Raw genomic sequence first — 24337 nt, 5'->3', positions numbered from 1 at the left:
TCAGCCGATATGCTTACGCCGCAAAGCAGTTTCTGGCGGCTGGGCGCTGCGTCAGATCACTTGAACATATAAGCATATCTTTATATGTCTGTCGGTCTGACACTGACAGGAGCCTCTCTTGGCCGCTCGTTCTTCCTTCCTCTTCACCTCGGAAAGCGTTTCCGAAGGCCACCCCGACAAGGTCGCGGACCGCATCTCCGACACCGTCGTGGACGCCTTCCTGGCCAAGGACCCCGAGGCGCGCGTGGCGTGCGAGACCCTAGTGACGACCCAGCGCATCGTGCTGGCCGGCGAGGTTCGCGCCACCCAGCCGGGCAACACCAAGGAACAGAACGAAGCCTTCACCCAGAGCATCATCGACAGCCTGGAGCCGCTGGTCCGCGCCGCGGTTAAGGACATCGGCTATGAGCAGGACGGTTTCCACTGGGAGACGGCGGACTACTCCTGCTTCCTGCACGCCCAATCGGCCGACATCGCCGTCGGCGTCGACTCGACCAACGAGAAGGACGAGGGCGCGGGCGATCAGGGGATCATGTTCGGCTATGCATCGAACGAGACGCCGGAGCTGATGCCGGCGACCCTGCAGTACAGCCACAACATCCTGAAACGCCTGGCCGAGGTCCGCCACGCCGGGGGCTCGCAGCTCGAGCCCGACGCCAAGAGCCAGGTCACGATCGAGTACGAGGACGGCAAGCCGGTGCGCGCCACCTCGATCGTCCTGTCGACCCAGCACGCCAAGGGGCTGAGTTCTGAGCAGGTCGCCGAGATCGTCAAACCCTATATTCTCGAAGTGCTGCCGGAAGGCTTCACCGACGAGAACACCGTCTGGCACATCAACCCCACCGGCATCTTCGAGATCGGCGGACCGGACGGCGACGCCGGCCTGACCGGCCGCAAGATCATCGTCGACACCTACGGCGGCGCGGCGCCCCACGGCGGCGGCGCCTTCTCGGGCAAGGATCCGACCAAGGTGGACCGTTCGGCCGCCTACGCCTGCCGCTATCTGGCCAAGAACGTCGTCGCCGCCGGCCTGGCCGACCGCTGCACGATCCAGATTTCATACGCCATCGGCGTGGCCAAGCCCCAATCGATCCATGTCGATCTGCACGGCACCGGCAAGATCTCCGAAGCCGTTCTGGAAGACAAGATCCTGGACCTGATCGGCGGCGCCACGCCGCGGGCGATCCGCCAGCATCTAGGCCTGAACAAGCCCATCTACGCCCGCACGACCGCCTACGGCCACTTCGGCCGCGAGCCGGACGCGGACGGCGGTTTCAGCTGGGAAAAGACCGATCTGGTCGATCAGCTCAAGGCGCTGGCCTAAGGCGTCAAGCGGCCTGATCGATGGTCAGGCCGCGCACGCCCGCCAGATTGGCGTCGGTCAGGTCGGCCTGGCGGGTCTGAGCGCCGTGCATCGTTGCACGGCCCAGATCGGCGCCGGCCAGGACGGCGCGCTTCAGGTCGGCGCCCGACAGGTCCGCGCCGCGGAGCACGGCGCCTGTCAGATCTGCAGGCATCAGCCGGTCGGCGGCGATCAGAAGCGGCCCCAGTTGCGCCTCGCGCATGTCCGCTCCGTTCAGTCGCGCGCCCCGCAGGCGCGCCCCGCGCAGGTCGGCGCGACGCAGCTTGGCGGAGCGTAGGTCGGCGTTGTCAAGCTGAGCGCCCTGCAACTGCACCCCCTCCATATCCAGGCCGTAGAAGACCGCGCCCTTGGCCGACAGGGCGGTCAGGTTCAGGCCCGTGATCGACTTCAGCGGACGCAGGTCGACGCCGTTGAAGACCGACGGCTGTCCTTCCGCGCCGCCGGTCTCGCACCAGCGCGCGTGTTCGCGCAGCATCTCGGCGGCCGGCATCTTTTCCACGGATTCGCAGGACGACTTGTTGTCGGTCAGGGCGCCCTGCATGTCGGCGCCGTCGGCGCGCCACATGGTCGTCTTGCAGCCCACAAGGATGGCGTCGCGCAGGTCCGCGCCCGACAAATCCGCCCCTGACAGATCCGCGCCGGCGAGGTCGGCACCGCGGAAATCCGCCTGTTTCAGATTGGCCCGCACGAGCTTGCAGTCCTTCATCACCGCGCCAGAGAAGTCGGCCTTCACCGCGATGACGCCGGCCATTTTGGAGCGTTGAAGATTGGCGCCGGCCAGGCAGGCGCCGCTGGCCTCGGTCTCGTCGCGGTGGCGCGGTTCGATGACCTTGAAGCCCAGTCTGGCGTCGGCGGCCGCGATGGTGCCCTCGCGCAGGTCGGCCTCGAACAGATCGGCCCCCGACAGGTCCGCCCCGCGCAGACAGGCGCCGCGCAGGTCGGAGCGGCGCAGGCTGGCCTCGGCCAGGATCGCATCCTGCATGTCCGCGCCGAAGAAGTTGGCGTTGTCCAGCTTGGCCCCGGTCAGATCGCAGCCTTCCAGACAGGCGGCGGCGAAATCGGCGTCGGCCAGATTGCGGCCCTTCAGGCTGAGGCCCGACAGGTCCATCCAGGCGAAGACCGCGCGCGCGCCGCCGGGTCGGGCCTGGAACAGCCGATCGTGCCGGGCGCAGATGACGTCCAGCTCCGCCTGCGTCAGGCGCTTTCTCACGAGGGGTTCAGCGGCGAGGGCCATCAGGGCACATTACGCGCCCTGACTTAAGAAACCTTTGAACGGCGAAGCCGCCTCAGACGGTCAGCAGCCCCTGGGCCTGAAGGGCCTCGGCCAGCTCGCCCGGCCCGGTCCACAGGCGCGTATAACCGGCTTCGCCCAGTCGCTTCAGCTCGGTGACCAGATCGGCCTTGGGCGAGGCGACGAACCGGCCGTCGAAGCCTGCGCCGTCCTCGCTGATGCGCACCATCGGGCGACCGGTTTCCAGCCGGTGCAGGAAGCCTTCGCACAGGGCCGCGCCTTCTTCGCACATCAGGCCGGTTTCCACGGTCAGCCCTTGTGCGCGCAGTCGCTCGGTGCCGCGCCCGGCCGCAAACGGCGACGGGTCCATACAGGCGATCACGACCCGCGCCACGCCCGCCTCGGTCAGGAAGTGGGCGCAGGACTTGCGGCCGGACGACCGAGCGCCGCAGGGTTCGAGCGTGACATAGACGGTCGAGCCCACGACATCCGCGCCGGCGGCCGGCACGGCCTGCTCCTCGGCATGGGGACGACCGCCCGGCGCGGTGGCGGCCTGGGCGATGACCCGGCCGTCCTTGACGATGACGCAGCCGACCGCCGGGTTGGGCCAGGTTTCGCCCATCCGGCCGGTCGCCAGGGCGATCGCCTGGGCCATAAAGGCCTGGTCGGCTTCGCTCCAGCTCATGATGCGGTCGGCAATGTCTCGGCGCGAGCGGCGTCGAGGTAGCGGGCTGCGGTCGGCTTCAGATCCCCGTCCAGATCGATCTCCAGCGGATTGCCCGTGGGGATTTCGACGCCGACGATCTCATCGTCCGGCACGCCGAACAGCAGTTTGACGATGGCGCGCAGGGAGTTTCCGTGGGCGGCGATCAGCACGTCCTCGCCCGCCTTCAGACGCGGCGCAATCTCGGCGTCCCAATAGGGCTTCACCCGGTCCAGCGTGGTCTTCAGGCTTTCGGTGTCGGGAATGGCCTTGCCGGCGTAGCGGGGATCGGCGTTGAAATCGAACTCGCCGCCGGGGGCCAGCGGGGGCGGCGGCACATCATAGCTGCGGCGCCAGATCTTGACCTGGTCTTCGCCGTGCTTCTGGGCCGTCTCGGCCTTGTTCAGACCCGTCAGACCGCCGTAGTGGCGCTCGTTCAGCCGCCAGTCCTCGATCACCGGCACATCGGTCAGGCCGGCCGCCTGCAACGCCAGGGCGCCGGTGCGCTGGGCGCGCGTCAGGACCGAGGTGAACATCACCGCCGGCTTGAACCCGGCCTCGGCGATCAGTTCACCGCCGCGACGCGCCTGGCCCTCGCCCTCCGCCGTCAGATCGACGTCGACCCAGCCGGTGAAGCGGTTCTCGAGGTTCCACTGGCTCTGGCCGTGGCGGAGCAGGATCAGGCGCGGCATTCGGTCGGTCCTTCGGAATACAGTCATTCGGGGTTAGGACGCCCTCCGAAGTCGGTCAAGGCTCGCAGGCCTCGCCATTGCTTGTGGCGACGCGCACGCCGGGGTAACGGTCGGATCGATGTCCGACCGTCTTTTCTTTCCCCTGGCGCTCGCCGCCGCCGTCGTGATGATCGCCCTGGCGACCGTCTGGCCGTGATCCTCTAGAAGAGGATCTTGCGCAGATTGATGCGGAAGACGCGCCCCTGCGGGTCCAAGTAGTCGCGTTGGTAGTTGACCGGCGTCTGGCCGTCACTGCTGGTCACCGAGACGCGGTCGTCAAAGATGTTCTGAACGCCGAAGCCGATCCGCGTGCCCTTCAGGAACGGGAAGCGCTCGACCCATGACGTGCGTTGGGTCAGGTCGGCGAAGGCGAACAGATTGACCGTGGTCCGGCCCGAGAAGTCCAGATCGGGCGAACCCAGCGCGTCGCCGTTGACCGTCGTGCCCGAGCGCCAGTTGGCGTTGACGAAGGCTCCCACACCGTTTCTGGACAGGCCGGTCTGAAGCTGGACCTCATGGCGCGACTGACCGCCCGAGCCGGAGATGGAATCGCCGTCCAGCAGATCCAGCGGCGCCAGACCGTCGCGAATGGTGACCTCGTCCTGGACACGCCAGGTGTGGGTCAGCGACAGGTTGAAGATGCCTTGGCCGGGCTGCATTCCCGATCCACGCCCGCCGCGCATCCGCCCGCCGCCGCCGGGTCCGCCAGGGCCGCCCGGTCCGCCCATCATCATTCCGCCGCCGCCCGGGCCGCCACCAGGACCGCCGCGTCCGCCCGGACCACGACCGCCCGCCGCCGCCGGGTTCGGCTTGCCGAACGGGCGCGAGAAGTTGAAACCCCACTGTACGTCCTGCTGCTCGCGCTTGAAGAAGTTCAGCGGACGGGCGTCGATGGACACCAGATTGCCGTCCGCATCGCGAACGAACCGATCCGGCAGCGCCGCTTCCAGATCGGGCGTGATGGCCGGGAAGCTGGAGATTTCATTGTCCGCCTCGGTGCGGGTGTAGGCCAGGTTCAGGCGAAAATCCTTGTCCGACACCGGCTGCCAGTTCATGCCCAGCTTCAGGATTCGCCGATCCTCGGCCTGCAGATTGGGATCGCCGCCGGTGATGCGGTTGATCTCGACGGTCTGGCCGGTGCGGAAGTCGAAGACCGGCGTATTCGGCGTCGATACTGTCGGGTCGTTTAGCTGCTGGACCGTCGGAGCCTTGCCCTCGTCGGAATAGTTGGCCGAAAACGACAGCCGCTCGACTGGCGACCAGTTCAGCCCGGCCCCGACCGAGGACACGCCGCCGAAGTCGGACAGTTCTTGGTAGGCCAGGTTCAGATTGGCCGACAGGTCGCCGATCTTGGGCAGGACGCCGCGCTCGACGTTGGAAATCGGCAGGTCAAAGTTGGCTTGGACGCTGCCCGAGTTGCGCGACTGCGACCGATCCACGGCGACACTTGAACCCAGGCTCTCGGAGAACCGCAGGCTCTCGGAATCCAGCGATTGATAACCAGCCCCGACCTTGAAGGTCGAGGTGATGTCGCCGGCCGGCAGCTCATAGGGACGCCCGTTCAACACCAGTTCCGCCGTCGCCGTCTGGGCCACAGAGTTGGCAGTGTCGCGCGGATTGACGATAGCCCGGTCGGTCAGGTCGCCGAACGGATTGACGGTCAGATCGCCCGCGATCAGGGCCCGCAACGCCGTCGCGTTCACACCTCGTCCCGTCGTGGTGTCGGTCTCGACACGGCTATATTCCCCCGTCGCCGTCCAGCGCCAATCGCCGACATAGCCGTCGAACACGGTGCCCAGTTCGGCCGTACGGGTATCGGTCTTGCGCGTCAGGGCGCCGGGCAGGTCCAGATAGCTGAACAGATCCACGTTCTGACCGGTCGGCGAGAACGGATTGGTCCCCGGCACGGTCAGCTGAACATTGGGCAGGCCCTGGTAGCTGAAGCTGTTTGAGTCCTCCACGCTGCCGCTCAGCGTCATGCCGACCTTGTCGTTCAGGTCGTGCTTGTAGGTCCCCGACACCGAAAGCTCGTCCGTCTTGGGCAGCAGGGTGCGATAGGCGTTGGCCAGTTCGCTGTCGCCGCCGGCCGTCGTGCTGCGGTCGATGTCGCGCTCGGTCTCGAACAGGGTGTTGGAGGTCGTGCCGTTGATATCGACTGACCAGCGATCGGAGCCGGCGATGCGCAGGACGTTGTTCTCGCTGGCGGTGGTCGTGCGACCGCCCTGCTCCGGCCGGCTGACGTTGACCGAGGCGGTCAGGGACTTAAAGTCCGCCTTCAGCACGATGTTCACCACCCGCTGATTGGCGCTGTAGCCATAAGACAGCGCGGTCTCTTCCGGCAGGACGTCGAACCTGTCGATGGCCTCGGGCGGAATGCCGCGGATCTCGCGGAAGCCCGAGATACGCCGCCCGTTGACCAGGAAGACCGGAGACCCGCCCCGCGCGCTGCGGGTCTGGGCCTCCAGCAGGGTGATCAGCTCGCCGATGTTGGTCGCGCCGAACGCCTGAATCTGGGCGGAGTCATAAGAGACGATCGGTTCCTGCCCGCCCAGGGCCACCCCGCGCCGCGCCGCCGTCACCTCCACGTCCGGCAGAACGACCGTCGGCTCCTCCTGCTGGACCTGCGCCTGGGCTTCTACCGGCTGGGCCTCGTTGGTTTGGGCCTGAACAGGCTGGACGACACCGGCGGCGGGGGCCAGCGCAAGCAGGAGAAGCGCGGTCTGGGTCATGGAACGACGATCCGGGAGATGATTTCAGCCCTTGTCAGGACGGGACAAACATGGCCGTAAAACGACACAATTCATGAACAAAGTGAAAGCGTTGCGCACTTTCAACACGACGCAAAAACCTGCGACGGAAAGTCCGCTAGGGCGCGTTAAAGCCTGTTGGGTTGCGTTCTGAAGGCAGCCCGCAAGACACGCTCAAACCGGCGTCTTGGCCCAACCTCGGAGTCCAGCGATGAAGACTCCGCGTTGACCGCCTCCGGGCTTTCGGCTATAGGCCCGCCCTCTTGAGATTTCCGCGCCGTGGACGTGTGCTCCGCGGCGTTTTCCGTTCGAAGGTTTGACATGGCCAACAACCCCGGCGCCCGCAAGGCGATCCGCAAGATCGAAGCGCGTACCGAAGTGAACAAGGCGCGCCGTTCGCGCGTCCGCACCTATCTGCGCAAGTTCCAGGAAGCTCTGGCTGGCGGCGACGCCGCCGTCGCCAAGACCGCCTTCATCGAGGCTCAGTCCGAGTTGATGCGCGCCGTCTCCAAGGGCGTCGTTCACAAGAACACCGGCTCGCGCAAGGTTTCGCGCCTGGCCGCCCAGCTGAAGAAGCTGTCGGCCGCCTGAGCCAAAATTAATCCAACAGCGGACGGAGCAGCTGTCGCTGTTTCGTTGTGGGATTATAAAGCAATATCAACGGCGAAGGCGCGCAAGCTCCTTCGCCGTTTTGCGTTGTGTCGCTAACTGTCCAAATCTAAAACACCGATCGTCGAGCCATGATCCGGCCGAAATTCCAAGCGGTGTCAGGGTTTGACGGAGTCAAACAATTTAACTGCGAATCGACCAACGAATCAGCGTTGACCCACCCGGCTCGCGGCGTAAGTTTTGGCCTCTAACGCACTTCCATCCCAGCACGGATGAAGACGGCGCGAGGCCTATGTTTCGCGTCGGCGGGAGATGTCTGTTCAGAGGTTAGACCCCGTCCGAAAAGCATCGCTTTTCGGCGCAGGAGAAGTCGTCCCTGAACCATCGCCTTGAAGCGCGGAAGGTCGGAATGGTTCTTCTAAGGTGGGCGGGCAAAGATGGTTGGGGGCGCAGCGGCGATGGCAGGCGGAACGAAGACGTCGGGACTGACGGATCCGGACCGCATTTGGAGCGAGGCGTCCGTGCGCCTGCGCGCTGAAATCGGCGATGGTCCCTTCTCGTCCTACATCGCCCCGTCGGCCGTCCGCCTGGACAACGCTGGCCATCTGATCCTGGTCACCCCGACCGCCTATGCCCGCGACTGGGTGCGCAAGAACGCCCTGCGTCGCATGAACGAGCTGTGGCTGGGCCTGGACGGCCTGTCGCGCCGTCTCGAGGTGCGCTGCCGCGCCGAAGTGGGATCGGCGCCGCCGGCCTCGGCCGTGATGCCGGGCAATGTGGTGGACGCCGCCCCGCGCCTGGCCGCCTTCGCCGCCACGCCGCAGATGGCGCCCGCCGCCCCGATCAGCGCTGACGGCGCCCGCGCGGTGCGCGCCGCCGGTCTGCAGGATCGCCTGACGTTCGACAGCTTCGTCGAGGGCCAGGGCAACGCCTTCGCCCTCGCCATCGCCAAACAGGTGGCCAGTTGGGCCGACGGCCACTTCAACCCCGTCTTCTTCTGCGGCCCCTATGGCTACGGCAAGACCCACCTGCTGAACGCCATCGCCTGGGAGGCCCAGCGTCTGCGGCCTGAGGCCAAGGTCGTCTATCTGACCGCCGAACGTTTCCTGTCGACCTTCGTCAAGGCGATGCAGGACCGCTCGACCGCCGCCTTCAAGGAAAGCCTGCGCTCGGCCGACATGCTGCTGCTGGACGACGTCCAGTTCGTGGGCGGCAAGACGTCGACCCAGGAAGAACTGCTCTCGACCCTGACCGCCCTGATCGAGGACGGCAAACGCATCGTCTTCTCGGCCGACCGTGCGCCCATGGCCCTGACCGAGGTCGAGCCGCGCCTGCGCAGCCACCTCGCCGCCGGCCTGACCTGCCCGGTCGAGGCAGGCGACCGCGAGCTGAAGATCGCCGTGGCCCAGAACCGTCTGAAGGCCCTGTCGGCCCTGGGCGTCGTCCAGGGCGAGGCCAACCCGGAGGTCCTGGCCCAGCTGGTGGACCGCACCCCCGGCTCGATGCGCGAGCTCGAGGGCGCCGTGAATACCCTGGCCGCCGCTGCCGGCGCGCGCCTGTCGTCGGTGTCGGTCGACGAAGCCTCGACCTTGCTGGGCATGGCCATGCGCGGCGGGCCCGAGCGCCGCATCACCGTGGACGAGATTCAGAAGACGGTCGCCGACCACTTCAACATGAAACAGGCCGACCTGCTCAGCGAACGCCGCACCCGTTCGGTCGCCCGCCCGCGCCAGATTGCCATGTATCTGTGCAAGCAGCACACGACCCGCTCCTACCCCGACATCGGTCGTCGTTTCGGCGGACGCGACCACACCACGGTCCTGCACGGCGTGCGCAAGATCGAGGAGCTGATGCCGCAGGACGATCAGATCGCCCGCGACGTCGAGGCCCTGACGCGCAAGCTGCGGGGCTGATTTCGAGCGGCGAGTGACGCGTGGCGAGTGACGAGCGAGGAGAAACTGTCTCCTCCTACCGAGTTGCCCCCAATATCCACTCGCCACTCGCCACTAACCACGCGCCACTTCCTTGCAGCCCGCGCCCAATCCGCTAGTGTCCCAGGTCACTTAACCGCAGCCGCCTTGCGAGTCGGCCGCGCCGGGCGAGACGACATGCAGCTGACCATCGAACGATCCGCGCTCCTGAAGGCCCTGGGCCACGTGCAGAGCGTCGTCGAACGTCGAAACACCATTCCAATCCTGTCCAACGTCCTGCTGAGCGCGGGCCGCGACCGGCTGGCCTTTGCCGCCACCGATCTGGACATGGAGATGGTGGACGAGGCCGAGGCCCTGGTTCAGGTCGAGGGCCAGATCACGGCCCCCGCCCACACCCTGTACGAGATCGTGCGCAAGCTGCCGGAAGGCGCCGAGGTCTCGTTGCTCTATTCGGGCGACGATCCCCGCCTGGTCGTCTCGGCCGGCCGGTCGCGCTTCAACCTGCCGGTCCTGCCGGCGGGCGACTTCCCCGTCATGTCCACTGACAGCGCCGGCGCCTCCTATGTCCTGCCCAAGGAGGATCTGGCGCGCCTGATCGACAAGACCCGGTTCGCGGTCTCGACCGAGGAAACGCGCTACTACCTGAACGGCCTGTATCTGCATACGGTCGCCGAGGCCGGCATTCCGCTGTTGCGCGCCGTCGCCACCGATGGCCACCGCCTGGCCCTGGCCGAAACCCCGGCGCCCGAGGGCGCGGCCGGCGGCCCCGGCGTCATCGTGCCGCGCAAGACCGTGGATCAGGTCCGTCGCCTGCTGGACGATGCCGGCGGCCCGGTCGAGGTCACCGTCTCGGCACAGAAGATCCGCTTCCAGATGGGCGAGGCGTCCCTGACCTCCAAGGTGATCGACGGCGCCTTCCCCGACTATCTGCGCGTCATTCCGCGCGGCAACGACAAACAGGCCGACATCGACAACGCCCTGTTCGCCAAGGCCGTCGACCGCGTCGCCACCATCTCGGCCGAGAAGAGCCGTTCGGTGAAACTGGCGTTCGACAACGACCGCGTGAAGCTGACCGTGCGCAACATGGAAGCCGGCCAAGCCGAGGAAGAGGTCGAGATCGGCTATTCCGACGAACCGTTCGAGATCGGCTTCAACGCCCGCTACCTGCTGGACGTCGCCGGCCAGATCACGGGCGAAAACGCCGCCTTCCGCTTCGCCGACCCGGCCTCCCCGACGCTGGTGCTCGATCCGGGCGATCCGGGCGTCCAGTATGTGCTGATGCCGCTTCGGGTGTAATCCTGCCTCACGCGCGTTAGAGAGCGAGCGTGATCACCTCCCTCACCCTCACCGACTTCCGCTCCTATGCAGGGGCGCGGCTGGAGATGACCTCCGGGCCTGTGGTGTTGCATGGGCCGAACGGAGCGGGAAAGACCAATCTTCTGGAGGCGATCAGCCTGCTGACCCCCGGCAAGGGGCTGAGGGGCGCCACCGCCGCCGAGATGGGCCGGCGCGAGCCGGGCGAGGCGACCGGACGCGCCTGGGCCGTCATGGTCGAACTGGATGACGAGACGCGGCTGGGCACCGGCGTCCAAACGGCGGGCGCTGCGCGGCGCATCGTGCGGATCGACGGCGAGACGGCCCAGCCCGGGCGGCTGCTCGACTATCTGCGTCCCGTCTGGGCGACGCCGGAACAGGATCGGCTGTTCTCGGACGCGCGCGCCGAGCGGCTGAAGTTCTTCGATCGGCTGGTCTTCGCCGCCGACCCCGATCATGCCGCCAGCGTCTCCGCCTATGAAAAGGCGCTGCGCGAGCGACTGCGCCTGCTGAACGACGCCCAGGACGGCCGTGAGGCCGACCCCGTCTGGCTGGACGCCCTGGAGGTTCGGCTGGGCGAGGCCGGAGCCCGCGCCGCCCTCGCCCGCGTCGCCGCCCTGCACGCGCTTCAGGCCGCCATCGACGCCCGCAGCGATCGTCCCTTCCCCCAGGCCGACCTGGGCCTTGAAGGTCTCGCCGAACAGATGGCCGAAGCGGGCGCCGAGGAAGACGAGATCGCCGCCGCCATCCGCGACGGACTGGCCAAGGCCCGCGCCCGCGACGGCGCCGCTGGCCGCTCGCTGTTCGGGCCGCACCGCACCGACCTGACCGCGCTTCACCGCGAGAAACAGCGCCCCGCCGCCGAGGGCTCTTCGGGTGAGCAGAAGGCCTTGGTCCTGAACCTGATCCTGGCGCAGATCGCGCGGCTTTCAGATCATGCTGCGCGCCCGATCCTGCTGCTGGACGAAGCCCCCGCCCACCTCGACGAACGCCGCCGCGCCGCCCTGTTCGACGAGATCACGGCGCTGGATCTTCAGGCCTTCATGACCGGCACAGAACGCGACCTGTTCGCCGGTCTGGAAGGCCGCGCCCAGTTCGTCCGCGTAGCCGGCGGCGCGCTGGAGAGCGACTAGGGTTTCGGCGCGGAATTCCTCGCTTTTTCGCCGAAATTTCCTATATGTTGCGGGCTTCGGCGCGGTGCGATCCCGCCGTCGATTCGAGCGCCGGGTCCGGCGCTCCATCCCCGTCCCGGTCGGGACTTCAGAGCCAATGACTTCATGACCGATCCGATTGCCGACCTGCCCGAATACGGCGCCGATTCCATCAAGGTTCTCAAAGGCCTGGACGCCGTGCGCAAACGCCCCGGCATGTATATCGGCGACACCGACGACGGCTCGGGCCTGCACCACATGGTCTATGAGGTGGTCGATAACGCCATCGACGAGGCCCTGGCCGGCCACGCCGACCTGGTCCAGGTCATCCTGAACAGCGACGGCTCGGTCACCGTGACCGACAACGGCCGCGGCATTCCCACCGGCATCCACGAAGGCGAAGGCGTTTCGGCGGCCGAGGTCATCATGACCCAGCTGCACGCCGGCGGTAAGTTCGACCAAAACTCCTACAAGGTGTCCGGCGGTCTGCACGGCGTGGGCGTGTCCGTGGTCAACGCCCTGTCCGACTGGCTGGAGCTGAAGATCTATCGCGACGGCAAGGCGCACCAGATGCGCTTCGAGCGCGGCGACACGGTCAAGTCGCTGGAAGTCACCGGCGACGCCCCCATTCGCGAGGACACGGGCAAGCCGCTGAGCGGCACAGAGGTCACCTTCTTCCCGTCGGTCACCACCTTCAGCCACATCGACTTCGACCTGAAGACGCTGGAACACCGCCTGCGCGAACTGGCCTTCCTGAACTCGGGCGTGGTCATCAAACTGGCCGACCAGCGCCACGCCGAGCCGGTCGAGATGATCCTGCACTACGAGGGCGGTGTCGAAGCCTTCGTGCGCCACCTCGACAAGTCCAAGACGCCGATCCTGAAGGACGTCATCGTCATTCGCGGCAAGAAGGAAGGGATCGAACTGGATCTCGCCCTGTGGTGGAACGACAGCTACCACGAGACCATGCTGTGCTTCACCAACAACATCCCCCAGCGGGATGGAGGCACCCACCTGTCGGCCTTCCGCGCCAGCCTGACGCGCGTCATGGGCGGCTATATCGAGAGCTCGGGCGCTGGAAAGAAGGAGAAGGTCTCCGTCACCGGCGAGGATGCGCGCGAGGGCCTGACCTGCGTCCTGTCGGTCAAGGTGCCGGATCCCAAGTTCAGCTCCCAGACCAAGGACAAGCTGGTCTCCTCCGAAGTGCGTCCGGCCGTCGAGGCCCTATGCTCGGAAGGCCTGTCGACCTGGTTCGAGGAGCATCCGGTCGAGGCAAAGCAGATCGTGGCCAAGATCATCGAGGCGGCGTCGGCGCGTGAGGCCGCCCGCAAGGCCCGCGACCTGACGCGGCGCAAGTCCGCGCTGGAAATCTCGAGCCTGCCGGGCAAGCTGGCCGACTGCCAGGAGCGCGATCCAGCCAAGTCCGAACTGTTCATCGTCGAGGGCGATTCCGCCGGCGGCTCGGCCAAACAGGCGCGCAACCGCGAGAACCAGGCCGTCCTGCCCCTGCGCGGCAAGATCCTGAACGTCGAGCGCGCGCGTTTTGACCGGATGCTGTCGTCGGACCTGATCGGCACGCTGATCCTGGCGCTGGGCACCGGCATCGGCCGCGACGACTTCAACGCCGACAAGCTGCGCTATCACAAGATCATTCTGATGGCGGACGCCGACGTCGACGGCGCCCACATCCGCACCCTGCTGCTGACCTTCTTCTATCGTCAGATGCCCGAGCTGATCACGCGCGGCCACGTCTATATCGCCCAGCCGCCCCTCTATAAGGTCTCCAAGGGCAAGCAGTCGCGCTACCTGAAGGATCAGGCCGAGATGGACGCCTATCTGATCGAGGAAGGCTCGTCAGAGGCCGAGCTGGACCTGTCCACTGGCGAGCGTCGACTGGGCCTGGACCTGCAATCCCTGGTGCGCGAGGCCAAGGCCTTCAGCGCCAGCGTCGATCGCCTCAGCCAGCGCGCCCCCGCCTTCGCTATCGAACAGGCGGCGCTCGCCGGTCTGTTCGCAGAGCATTCGGACATGGCGACCGCCTCGGCCGCCGCCGCCGTGCGCCTGAACCTCTATGCCGAAGAGGGCGATGGCGAGTGGACGGGCGCGCCGGGCGAACAGGGCGCCGTAGTCTTCACCCGCACCCGTCGCGCGGTGCAGGAGACCATCGTGCTGGAGGAGACCCTGATCCGCTCGCTGGACGCCCGTCGTCTGGCCGAACGCGCAGCCGCTTTCGACGGCGTCTTCGTCGCCCCAGCCACCTACCGCCGCAAGGACAAGTCCACGACCATTCGCGGTCCGCTGGACTTGCTGACCGCCGTGCTGGATGCCGGTAAGAAGGGCCTGTCGATCCAGCGCTACAAGGGCCTGGGCGAAATGAACCCCGAGCAGCTGTGGGAGACGACGCTGGACGTCAACGCCCGCACCCTGTTGCAGGTCTCGGTCGAGCACGAGGAAGACGCCAACGACCTGTTCGCCAAATTGATGGGCGACGTCGTCGAGCCCCGGCGCGAGTTCATCCAGGACAACGCCCTGGACGCCGCCGTCGACGTCTGATGACGAAGGCGACATGTGGTCCGGGTCACTAAAGCTGAGACTCGGATCACAATAGGTGAGACTGAAGTCACATCTAGCCGGTCGGCTTCTTGCGCGTACCAGAGACGAATCTCACTCGTGAAATCAGCGTCGGTATGGTGCCAACAGCAGCCATCAGGGGTGTTGCGTTAAAGCGACATTCATGTCCGATGCCCAAAGCCATGCGCATGACAACTACGAGCTGGCTACCAAGAGTGGCGTTTAGCAGCCTCTTACCGCTCAGCCCTGTACAACAAGTGATGTTCGATGCTGCGCGGCTATCGCTATCCGTGCCGATCGCCAAATAGCCCTGAGTATTTCGGGCGTGCATTGGACCCTCTCGAACATCGTGCGCTCGCTGCCTACTCGATGGAGCACGTCCTGCTCCATCGAGTAGGCAGCGAGCTGGGATGGCCATTGGGCTGAGAGGAACAGCGTCCAACTAGAGCCTCCAAGCTCAGTCGGAATATGCCTGTTCACCTCCCGCAAGCGGGCATCGACCCCCGACGCGAATCCGATCTTCCAAAGGTCCGTATCGCCGAAACGAAACGCATAAGTTGATGCTCGACCATCTCTTCTGCGTATGACCGACGTCCATTCTGACGGTCGGGTCCGGTTGTCGGCGACGGATCGAAGCGGCGCACCATCGATGAAGGACCCGCGTGCTCACCCCTGTCCCGGCGGTCGTCTCGATCTCGCCGATTGCGCGTAATCATATCCCGGGCGAGGTCCGGGGTCAGATGAAGAAGGTCGTCCAACTGCACGACAGTCCAGAGACCGTTAACGCTGCGGACCAAACCGCAATCGGCCAACTCCTGGCGCGCGAAGCGCACCTCCTTGTGGAAGTCTTGATCAAGCTCAGTGCCAGCTGGAGCATTTCGCACTCGACGCAGCCCATTTGCCTCCAGCCAGTCATAGACCTGCGGAGGCGAGACGGGCTTGTCACTCGACACCAAGGCGCGCGCTACCGCCATGACGTAGTGGATCCGGGTAGAAGGCTCGGCCATCAGTTCCAGTCCATCCGGCTTCATGAAGATACAGTCGATACGGTAGAATGATCGGCGCCGCCGCTAGGCCACCTGTTCCGCCGAGCGCATGGCGGCAGGAATCCTGGGCAGACCGGGGCGCTGAATGTACGCAGAGTAGCGCTGCTGAATCCTCGTCAGGAAGGGTGGAAGAAGGCGGCCAACCCGGACATAGTCCTTCTTGACCTTCTTAACTTCTCGGATCTTCATGTCCTTGAATTGTACAGAGAATGTATTGCCATCGAACATCGCGTAGATGATTGCCTCTTTATCTTGTTCATCCGTGAGGTTACCGAACGTCTGATTAATTCGCCGCTCAGCGTCGGGTACAATCTTAGCTCGCAGAAGGTAGAGCTCTGTACTGTCACTGCCATGCAGACAGTCACACTCGGCCCTTATGTTCATGTAGTAGAACTTCTCCGCCTCAGCCACGGAGCAGAACACATCTCTAGGCGCGTAGATGTTTTCGATGAGCCGTTCGTTGCGCAGGAACCGCTCGCCCTCCATCACCCGATACATGGATTGATGATATTCGCCAGCTTTCGCTGTCGCCATTTCCAAACAAAACGCTTCAGTCCCAAAGCACTTCGTCAGTTTTGCGCCGGGCTCGCGGGGACATCCCGATCAAATGCGCCGGGCCACATTCAAATCACTGAAGTTCGGCGGCACCAATTTGTCAGCCTGGTCGCCGACATTGCTGCAGGCCGCTTGGCAGCATGGTTCGGTCCATCTGGTCTGAAGTCGTTTGCCAATCTATTTGTGAACATCGAAGAAGTTGAGACACTTCGCGGACCAAGTGGCCTCGGGCGTAGTGAAATGGTGTCAGTCAAGCAGGCGACACAGCGCCTTCGGATCGGTCATCGGACTTTGACGGCGCTTATATTGCAACAGCACGCTTGCGCGGACTGGGGTCGCAAAAGACGGCTCATCGCTGTTTCGAGAAACTCGGTGGATCGGTGGGCTCTAGAGTTGGTCACGTCCGCAGATCTCGCGCGCCCGATAGGCGTCGGCGCTGTCTCGATTACGAAGAGGCTGCAACAGCTAGGTATTGAGCCTATTTTGAATGCCAATCCACAAGCGAAGATTGCCGCGCTTTGGTCACGAAAATCCGTCGAAGAGGTAAGCTTCGAAAAGCAATGGGTTACAGCGTCAGGGACCGTGTGCGTCAAACCCAAGCGGAGCAGCATAAAAAAAACTCAAGCTACGTGATGGACGAACAGTGCCGAAAGGCAATATTTCCCTGACCGAGCTTAAGCGCCTGACTAAGATCGATAGTGAGACCCTTCGGCACCTCACCCTAAACGGCTATTTGCAAGCTACGACATTCACCGCAGCAGGTCATCTGCGGGGAGTGTTGCGAACGTCTGCTCAGGCATTTCGAAAGACATATGTCTCCAGCACGGAGATCGCCGCCACGCATGGCCTGAACGCAGTTGCGGTTACGCGACGTCTGCGCGCAAGCGGCCTGCGACCAATCTTGGAACTAGAGAACAATGTCCGAGTGCAGTCCTGCTGGCGCAGGGCTGATATCTTGGGTCAAGACTTTAAGCGCAGTACCTACTTCCCTGTGGTCGACTCTCAACCCCCTCCACGTTAGGAGGGACACCTCTATTGCTGCTTAGACCTCATGGTAGTCCCCGGCTCGCTGATGGTGCGGTTTACGTCCACGTAGCAGCGGGGATCCTTGGGACAAATTCATCAGGAATCCGTGCGGCAGTCGACGCCGGGTACATCACAGCACAGAGCCGCTCGATCACTGACAAAGTGCTGACTGTCGTTGAACGCGACGTGTTGGAGTTTGCCAGCCGCTTTGTTTTCACACCAAAGCTGCCTCTGAAGTCGGCCTCTCTGTCAGAAGTGTGTCGTGCAACTTGGCTCGTTTGGGGATCAAGCCTGTATGGCCCGGCATGCGCCCAGTCCACGCGCTCTGGAAGCGCACATCGTTCGACGTAAATGACATTCTCGAACGCTGGACCACTACAGAGGGTATACTTTCTGAGCAGAGCTCTTTGTTTGCGGTCACATGAGCCTATGCATGGCACCGAAACGATCTAGCCCAAACTGCTTGCCAGTCATTTAAAAGGTCTTAGGCTCCCCAGCGATCGAACTAGAGTAAGAAGGGGCAAGTGAAGGATGGCGAACCCGGATCGCCCGTCTTTGTCTCAGCATCTCGTGATAGCAATCGGCCAAATCGAGAAGTTGTTCGTCTGTCAGACTGTCGCCCAAGGCCATGAAGCGCGCTTTCATCGCATTAAAATCGTCGGCGCTGATCAAGGGAGAACAGGAGGTCGGCATTACGTATGCGATCAATAGGGTGTCACCAGTAAAGCGGGGGAGCCTTTGCTCCCCACTCCTTATCAGAATCTCCAGCCGATACCGGCGTTGGCGCCGACATGGTTCTGGGTGTCGAAGGTCGCGCCGGCCCGGAAGACCATGGACCCGTCGCCCAAGGCGCGGGAGTAGCCCATCGCCATGGCAGATTGGCCCTCGTAGGTGCCGTAGCCGACCGCAAACATCGACTTGTCGCGCTCGGCGATCTGCGGCATCCCGGCCGCCGCCAGAGCGCCCGCCGTGCCGGCGAAGGCCAGCTTGCGCACTTCCTGGACGTTGTAGTTGACCGCCGCCAGCCGCATGTCGGTGTAGGTGTTCGACTGCTGGATCGCTTCGTTCATGCTCTCGCGCAGCTGCAGCACATTGACGGCGTCAGTATCGGCGACCCCGGCGGCGACGTTGCTGACCGTGACCGCCGGACCATTGCTGCGACCCAAGACGACGCGGGTCTGGCCCTGGTCGGCGTACTGGAGCGAGTTCTGACTTAGGGCCAGGGCGTTGTCGGCTGTGGTCTGGGCGGTCGCGACGGCCTGGTTGGTCTGGAACAGCTGCGATCCGTTGACGGCTTGCGTGGAGGCGGCCGTCACCGCGCCTGCCGCGACATTGTTCAGCGTCACCGGGGCCGAGGCGTCGCCGCCCTGGAAGGTGATGCTGTTTGTGCGTCCGCCGTTCGCGTCGGTGTCGTACTGCACCGCATTGGTCGCCGCGAAGGCCAGCTCGTAGATCTGGCCGCCGTTGACGGCGTCGGTCGAGCCGGCGGCGATCCGGCCGTTGGCGACATTGTGCAGACCCACCGCGCCGCCGCTGGCGCCGACCAGGGTGAGGTCGTCGGAGCGCACGCCGCCGTTCGGGGTCTCGGGGTCGTCGCCATCACTATATTGAACGGGGCCCAGGCTGCCGTTCGCGATGTTGTTCGTCAGATTGGTGATCGCCGTGGTGTTGAGCGCGACCTGAGTGTTGGTCGCGTGCAGCTGCGATCCGTTGACGGCGTCAGTCGAGATCGCATTGACCTGTCCTGCGGCGACATTGGTGATGGTTGTGCCGTTGGCGCCGGCCAAGGTCAGGGTGTCGCGGGTGGTCGTGTCGTAAGAGACGGCGGTCCCGGCCAGGGCGTCCACTCTGTCGGAGACGCCTTGCAGCTGGGCGACATTGACGGCGTCGGTCGCCGCCGTGCCTGCCGCGACATTGGTCAGCTGCCGTTCGGCGCCGGCCGAGCCGAACGAGACCGAACCGACCGACGACTGAAGGCCCGTGACGCCCAGCGCCGCATAGTCGGCCTGGGCGGCGCGATCGGCGACGCTGCCCGCGCCCAGAGCCATGCTGTTGTCGGCGACGGCTTGGGCTTCAGGGCCGACGGCGACGCCGTCCTGACCTTGAGCCGTCGCTTGCGCGAGGTTCGAATTGACGGCCAGATAGACGCTTGAGCCGCCGCCGACCGGAGCCGCCGACAGGGCGTTCAGGAAGGCCTGGAGGCTGGCGTATTGGACGCCCTGATAGGTGATGGCGACGCCCAGGGTGTTGGTCAGCGGATTGAAGGCGGAGCCGCCGCCAAAGCCGGCGGCGAGGCTCTGGCCGAGCGCGAAGGCCTGGCCGCCGTTGACGGCGTCAGTGGAGCCCGAGGCGATCAGGCCGGCGGCGACGTTATGCAGACCGACCGGACCGGTCAGGGCGCCGACGAGAGTCACGTCATTGGTCGCCACGCCGCCGTTCGGAACCGTGGGGTTTGCCGCGTTCGAATACTGAACCACGCCGATCGCGCCATTGTTCAGGTTGTTGGTGATGGTGGTGATGGCCGTCGTGTTGGTGATGATGTCGGCGGTGTTGTCTGCGACCTGAGCGTTGGTCGCGAACAGCTGGGCGCCGTTGACGGCGTCGGTCGAGGCCGCGCTCAAATCCCCGGCCGCGACATTGCTGATCGTGGTGCCCGCGGCGCCGGCCAGCGTCAGGGTCTCAAAGCTGGGATCGTCGTAGACGACCGCCAGCGCCGAGGCAGCGGCGATGTCGGCGATCGCCGTCGTGTTGACGGCCACCTGGGTATTGGTGGCGAACAGCTGTGCGCCGTTGACGGCCTCGCTCGATGTCGCCGAAAGGGCGCCGGCGGCGAGGTTGCCGATGACGGTGCCGTCCACGCCGGCCAGGGTGACGCGACCGGCCAGAAGATCGTCGTACATCACCGCCGTATCGGACAGCGTTCCGAGGTTCGTCGTCAGATTGGTGATGGCGGTCGTGTTGATGCCGACCTGGGTGTTGGTGGCGAACAGCTGCGCGCCATTGACGGCTTCGCTCGACGTCGCCGACAGGGCGCCGGCGGCGACATTGCCGATCACGGTGCCGTCTACGCCGGCCAGGGTCACGCGGCCGGCCAGCAAATCGTCATACATGACCGCCGTATCCGACAGGACGCCGAGGTCTGTCGTGAGGTTGGTGATGGCCGTGGTGTTCAAGCCGACCTGGGTGTTTGTGGCGAACAGCTGGTCGCCGTTGACGGCCTGGGTGGAGCCGGCGCTGAGGTCGCCCGCCGCCACATTGGTGATGACCGTGCCGCCGATGCCGGCCAGAGTCAGGCTGGACGCCGTGGGGTCGTCATAGGCGACGGCGATGTCGGCAAGGGCCTGCAGGTCGTCGGAGACGCCCAACAGCTGGCCGACATTGACCGCGTCGGTCAGCGCCGAGCCGGCCGCGACGTTCGTCAGCTGACGCTCGCCGCCGGCAATCCCGATCGACACTTCGCCGGCTGACGTCTGAACTGCATCCAGGCCGAGGGCGGCATAGCCGATCAGGGTACCTCGGTCGGCCGTGCTGGATGCGCCCAGGGCGACGCTGTTGTCGGCGCTGGCCGAGGCGGCGGGGCCGACGGCGGTCGAGTTCAGCCCGCCGGCCAGGGCGCCGCCGAGAGCGGAGTTTACCGACAGGAAGGGCGTCCCGCCGCCCGGTGTCGTGAAGATGGCGTCCAATGCCTCCTGGACGCTGCTGTACACCACGCCGTCGTAGGTGAGGCCGATGTCGATCGTGCTGGTGGCGGGGTTGAAGAGGGTGCTGCCGCCGATCTCGGCCGCCAGGCTCGAGCCCAGGCCGAAGAGCTGGCCGCCGGTGACGGCGTCGGCGGAGCCGAGGGCGAGAAGGCCCGACGAAAGATTGGCGATGCGCGTGCCTCCTGTTCCGCCCAAGGTCAGGGTGGCGGCCGTGGCGTCGTCATAGGTGACCGCCAGGTCGGCCAGGGCCTGAAGGCTGGTGGAGACGCCTTGAAGCTGGCCGACATTGACCGCGTCGGTCAAAGCCGATCCGGCCGCGATGTTGGTCAGTTGGCGCTCCGCCCCGACCGCGCCGAAGGACACCTCGCCGACGGAGGTCTGCGGCGTCGAAACCCCCAGGGCGGCATAGTTGGCCAAGGCGCCGCGCAGGGCGGCGCTGTCGGCGCCGAGGGCCAGGCTGTTGGCGACCGCCACGGACGAGTCCGCGCCCAGGGCGATGGAGCCCGAGGCCCCGCCCAGAATCTCCGCTTCGCGGCCGAGCGCGATCGCATCGACCGCCGTGGCGGCCGTCAGGGCGCCATTGCCGAAGGCGATGGAGTTCAGTTCGCCGGCGATGGCGACGGCCCCGCCGGATCCCAAGCCGGTGATGCGGTTCCCGCCGATCGAAATCCCCTGCTCGGTCTCGAGGGTGAAGGCGTCGGCCTGGTTGATGCAGGCGTCGGGGAGATTGACGACATTGCCGTTCACATCGAGGACGCCCAGGCGGATGTCCTGACCGCTGGCCGCGTTGTTCAGAAGGGTGGTCGCGTTCAGATTGAGGCGCGGCGCGAGGACCGAGAGCAGACCGTTGATCGACGTCTCCAGAGGGGTGGCGATCCCGGTGATCACCGGGCGCATGATCTCCGTCACCGCTGAGCGGGGCAGGGCCACGCCTGTGCACACATCGACGATGCTCGTCTGCGCCCGAGCGGGCGCGGCCACGGTGAAAAGCCCCAGGGGGGCGATCGCGCCCAAGGCGTAGACGGCGGCGACCAGCAGGCGCGTGGCCAAGGCGGCGCTGCTGACAGACGGCAGTCGGTCGGTCGTCGGACGGGTGTGCATCGTGATCCTCCCAGCGGCGGGAGCTCATCGACGGCTCCCGAACGGAGAGGCTAATGCGGGCCTCGACACAATCGTGACGTGTTTGCGATTCCCTGGCGTTTGCGCGAGGGCCATACTTTTCGCGCCTAGTATCGGCGCTGAAGTCGGACTGGAACGGGGGTGAAAAGGTCAGACGCCTGGCTGACCGACTTCAAACCCAGCTTATCGAGCGCCTTGCCGCGATGGTAATCGACGGTCCTGGGGCTGATCCCCAAGGCGCGTCCGATCGTTTTGGACGTACCGCCTTCAACAGCCAGCTGCAGGATCTCTTGTTCACGGCGGGACAGCCGTGCCAAGGCCTGCTTGGTAGGTCTACTAGGTAGGGTTAAATCATTGTCAAATAGAGGCAATTTGCAGTGCGCTACAATGGCGGCGGCGTTGGCGTCATCGCTAGCTGCGTAGGACAGCAGGTCTGCCACCCCAGCATTGTGAAGCGCGATGATCTCGCGCGGCGTCGCCAGCGGGTCCCCCAGTATGACCAGCGGCGTATCTGGCAGTTCGCGACCAACCACCTCGGTCGCTCGCAGAATGTCCACGATGGTCGAGGCGGAACAATAGACGACGGTTTGCACGCCGGCGCGCGTCCTGAGCGCCTGATCCAGCGCGTCGGTTACATCCACCCGAACCTCCTCTCGCTCGAGCGCGCGACGCACCGCACAACCTCGGCGAGCAGGGTCGACGAACAGAACCGCTCTGCCAGCCTGGGTGCGGATCCGGGACTCGCCGACGAATCGACTGACGGTCCCGTTCGCCTCGATCAGGGGGAAGGCCTTATCCTCCACCGAAAGCAGGCTCCCGCTCTTGTCACGCACACGATAGGCGGCCTCGGCGGACCTGCCTGTCATCAGCGTCTCGATCGCGGCCCGAAACGCGGGGCGGTCCTCTTCCAGAACCGCAGCGAGTTGGTCGCTCCAGGCCATGACGGAGGGGCGATCCCCGGGCCAGGCAGCCTGGGTGTCGATGTTGAGGAAGCGACGGGTCCAGTCCGCGACATCGACGGTCCAGAGTAGTCGGCGTTCAGGCGCAGTAGTCTCCGCGTCCAGCGCTTCCACAGCCGCCGAGTGCCATTCGGACAACTCGCCGCGCGCGTCGAATAGGGGAAGCGTGCGCACAGTGAACCAGGTGTAGGCGCCGTCCGCCCTACGGAGCCGATGCCGGCTTTCGAAGGGCCTGGCCAAGGTAAGAGCCCGACCCCAGTCGGCGATGATACGGTCTCGCTCAGCGGGGTGCAGCCAGCCCATCCATCCGTCTGTCCGCGCCTGTTTCAGGTCAGCCCCCAGATAGGTCTGACACCGCTCATTCATCCATCGAATTACGCCACGGCTGTCCAAACGCCACAGAAATAGGGGGGCAAGGTTGGCCAAAGAATCGAGGGTGGACTCCGCGGTCAGCAGCCGCGCTCTAAGACTTCTTTCCTCGGTGACGTCGCGAAGAACACAAAGCACAGCGTGAACCTTGCCGTTGCGAGCAATCGGGGTGATCGCCGCCGTCACCCAAATCTCTCGTGCAGCGTCCGGTCGATCGATATGGATCTTGATATCGTCTGCCGTTCCTGCGTCGCCGCCCCAAGCTTTGGCGACAGTCGCTGCAAGTTGCGTCGATAGTGAAGGCGCCATTTCAGCGAATACGCCGCCCTGTACCGCCGACAGGGGTAGCAAAGTGCGACAAGCGTCGTTGAAATAGATGGACGCCCCGGCGCCGACGATCACGAGGGTTGGAAACGCTTGGCGCAGCATCGACTCGACTGCGTGGATCATCCAGTCACGATCATAGTCTTCTGAGACGCCGGTCGCTTCCCCCGATCGCGCGAGCCCTTCGGCCATAGCGTTGATCATGAGTTAGTCCTCCAGAACCGGAAGCTTGGTCATCGAGTCACAACTTGAGGTAAACAGACTACCCAACAGACCGATTGCAAACACAAGCTTTTCTGGAACTGAATCGAACACTTTCGCGTGTCGCGTGCATAACCACGAGAGCTGACAGAGCACTCTAGATGTCGGTAAGCCCCAACACCTCGTTGTCGGAGGACACGACGACGCTGATCAACAGTCCAGTGCTAACTGCAGCATCAGACCGAATGATGTTTCTAGGGTTGAGCTGCCTTTGATTGCCTACTCGCCTGCCGATGCAGGCTCACTGCGAGCTATAGCGAAGGACCAGCCGACCTCCACCGATCGGCGACCCAGTCCGTATCGCCAAGTTCGCGCTCTCAAGATTTTTAGCTCAATGTTCCCATTCTCAGAAACTATGAACCAACCAGCTCATATTCTCAAAAATTGTGACCGGGCGATCTCAAGAATTTTGAACCGCGCTTGAAAAAGCCGTTTCGTTTCAGCGAAGGCTTTCTCGTCAAATATGACGCGGACCAGACGACGCGGACGCGCGTCGTCGTCAGAACTCTTCCCAGTCCGATTGAATAGCGGCCGCAGCCGCCCGCCCACCGCCGCCGGCCGCCATACGCGCGCGCGCGGGGGCGGCGTGGGCGCGGGCGAAGCTCTCGACCCGGGCCTTCATCTGC

13 protein-coding genes are annotated in these 24337 nt (G+C 65.0%); 6 read left to right on the top strand and 7 right to left on the bottom strand.

Annotation, left to right across the window (positions count from 1 at the left end):
- The first annotated feature begins 118 nt into the window (after positions 1-118).
- The gene (metK, locus tag GGC30_RS07640) at positions 119-1324 is read left to right on the top strand and encodes a methionine adenosyltransferase (protein WP_153923332.1); all 1206 of its coding nucleotides are present in this window, start codon (positions 119-121) and stop codon (positions 1322-1324) included.
- A 4-nt stretch (positions 1325-1328) separates the two neighbouring features.
- Here the strand turns inward: metK and GGC30_RS07635 are convergent, their stop codons facing one another.
- From GGC30_RS07635 to GGC30_RS07620, 4 genes are all read right to left on the bottom strand, one after another.
- The gene (locus GGC30_RS07635) at positions 1329-2597 is read right to left on the bottom strand and encodes a pentapeptide repeat-containing protein (RefSeq protein WP_153923331.1); all 1269 of its coding nucleotides are present in this window, start codon (positions 2595-2597) and stop codon (positions 1329-1331) included.
- 52 nt (positions 2598-2649) lie between these two features.
- Positions 2650-3279: a bifunctional diaminohydroxyphosphoribosylaminopyrimidine deaminase/5-amino-6-(5-phosphoribosylamino)uracil reductase RibD gene (locus GGC30_RS07630; protein ID WP_039246330.1), complete on the bottom strand. Its 630-nt coding sequence runs from the start codon at positions 3277-3279 to the stop codon at positions 2650-2652.
- Positions 3276-3989 carry a 2,3-diphosphoglycerate-dependent phosphoglycerate mutase gene (gene gpmA / locus GGC30_RS07625; RefSeq protein ID WP_153923330.1) on the bottom strand — a complete coding sequence of 238 codons (714 nt, stop codon included), beginning with the start codon at positions 3987-3989 and terminating at the stop codon, positions 3276-3278. Before gpmA ends, GGC30_RS07630 begins: the two co-directional genes overlap by 4 nt.
- Before the next feature lie 200 nt (positions 3990-4189).
- Positions 4190-6757, bottom strand: coding sequence for a TonB-dependent siderophore receptor (locus GGC30_RS07620; RefSeq protein ID WP_153923329.1), 2568 nt, complete (start codon positions 6755-6757; stop codon positions 4190-4192).
- A 339-nt stretch (positions 6758-7096) separates the two neighbouring features.
- Here GGC30_RS07620 and rpsT point away from each other — a divergent pair, with 339 nt between their 5' ends.
- From rpsT to gyrB, 5 genes are all read left to right on the top strand, one after another.
- Positions 7097-7366: a 30S ribosomal protein S20 gene (rpsT, locus tag GGC30_RS07615; RefSeq protein WP_017505938.1), complete on the top strand. Its 270-nt coding sequence runs from the start codon at positions 7097-7099 to the stop codon at positions 7364-7366.
- A 455-nt stretch (positions 7367-7821) separates the two neighbouring features.
- Positions 7822-9297, top strand: a complete 1476-nt coding sequence (dnaA, locus tag GGC30_RS07610; protein ID WP_370451926.1) for a chromosomal replication initiator protein DnaA — start codon at positions 7822-7824, stop codon at positions 9295-9297.
- A 195-nt stretch (positions 9298-9492) separates the two neighbouring features.
- Complete coding sequence (dnaN, locus tag GGC30_RS07605; RefSeq protein ID WP_153923328.1) at positions 9493-10611, top strand: DNA polymerase III subunit beta; 1119 nt, start codon at positions 9493-9495, stop codon at positions 10609-10611.
- 29 nt (positions 10612-10640) lie between these two features.
- Entirely contained in the window at positions 10641-11762 is a 1122-nt protein-coding gene (recF, locus tag GGC30_RS07600; RefSeq protein ID WP_370451925.1) for a DNA replication/repair protein RecF, read from the top strand.
- A gap of 144 nt (positions 11763-11906) precedes the next feature.
- Positions 11907-14333 carry a DNA topoisomerase (ATP-hydrolyzing) subunit B gene (gene gyrB / locus GGC30_RS07595; protein WP_153923327.1) on the top strand — a complete coding sequence of 809 codons (2427 nt, stop codon included), beginning with the start codon at positions 11907-11909 and terminating at the stop codon, positions 14331-14333.
- Positions 14334-15421: 1088 nt separating this feature from the next.
- On the opposite strand, the gene GGC30_RS07590 is transcribed toward gyrB, so the two are convergent.
- The 3 genes from GGC30_RS07590 to GGC30_RS07580 all read right to left on the bottom strand — a co-directional run bounded on the left by GGC30_RS07590 (position 15422) and on the right by GGC30_RS07580 (position 23654).
- On the bottom strand, positions 15422-15937 hold the full coding sequence (locus GGC30_RS07590; protein WP_153923326.1) for a hypothetical protein: 516 nt from the start codon (positions 15935-15937) through the stop codon (positions 15422-15424).
- Positions 15938-17733: 1796 nt separating this feature from the next.
- Positions 17734-21780 (bottom strand): YadA-like family protein, encoded by a 4047-nt coding sequence (locus tag GGC30_RS07585; RefSeq protein WP_153923325.1) that lies wholly within the window; start codon positions 21778-21780, stop codon positions 17734-17736.
- 125 nt (positions 21781-21905) lie between these two features.
- Positions 21906-23654, bottom strand: a complete 1749-nt coding sequence (locus GGC30_RS07580; RefSeq protein WP_153923324.1) for a PAS domain-containing protein — start codon at positions 23652-23654, stop codon at positions 21906-21908.
- Between the last annotated feature and the right edge of the window lie 683 nt (positions 23655-24337).

The sequence above is a fragment of the Brevundimonas sp. SPF441 genome (assembly GCF_009661015.1).
In the GTDB taxonomy this organism is placed as follows: Bacteria; Pseudomonadota; Alphaproteobacteria; order Caulobacterales; family Caulobacteraceae; genus Brevundimonas; species Brevundimonas vesicularis.
The sequence above is the reverse complement of the archived record's forward strand: the minus strand, read 5'-3'. Positions and strand labels throughout refer to the sequence as shown.